Here is a 348-nt window from a genome sequence, read left to right as displayed (position 1 = left end):
CTGCGCCAACGCCAAATTCACCAACCCCACATGCGACACCACCACACCCTTCGGCCGCCCCGTCGAACCCGACGTGTAGATGATGTAGGCCAGCTGCTCAGGGACGATCTCCGGCAGTTCGCCCGAGTCGCCGTCCAGTTCGTCGAGCAGCACCGTCTCGACGTCCGCGGACAGCCGGCCGACGGTTTCGGGCGCGACCAGGACCAATTCGGCGCCGCTGTCGGCGACCATGTACGCCAGCCGGTCAGTGGGGTACTCCGGGTCCAGCGGTACGTACGCCCCACCGGCCTTCCACACCGCCAGGATCGCCACGATCGCCTCGACCCCACGCGGCAGGCACAGCCCCAC

General features: G+C 68.4%; 1 protein-coding gene. It reads right to left on the bottom strand.

Going from position 1 to position 348, the window contains the following annotated elements; all coding sequences use genetic code 11:
• A partial coding sequence (locus tag KVT45_RS55235) for an AMP-binding protein (RefSeq protein WP_217562688.1) occupies positions 1-348 on the bottom strand: 348 nt, incomplete at both ends.

Origin of the sequence: Streptomyces sp. GbtcB6, from assembly GCF_019091475.1 — a bacterium.
In the GTDB taxonomy this organism is placed as follows: domain Bacteria; phylum Actinomycetota; class Actinomycetes; order Streptomycetales; family Streptomycetaceae; genus Streptomyces; species Streptomyces hyaluromycini.
This window is presented reverse-complemented; position numbering and strand designations above follow the sequence as displayed.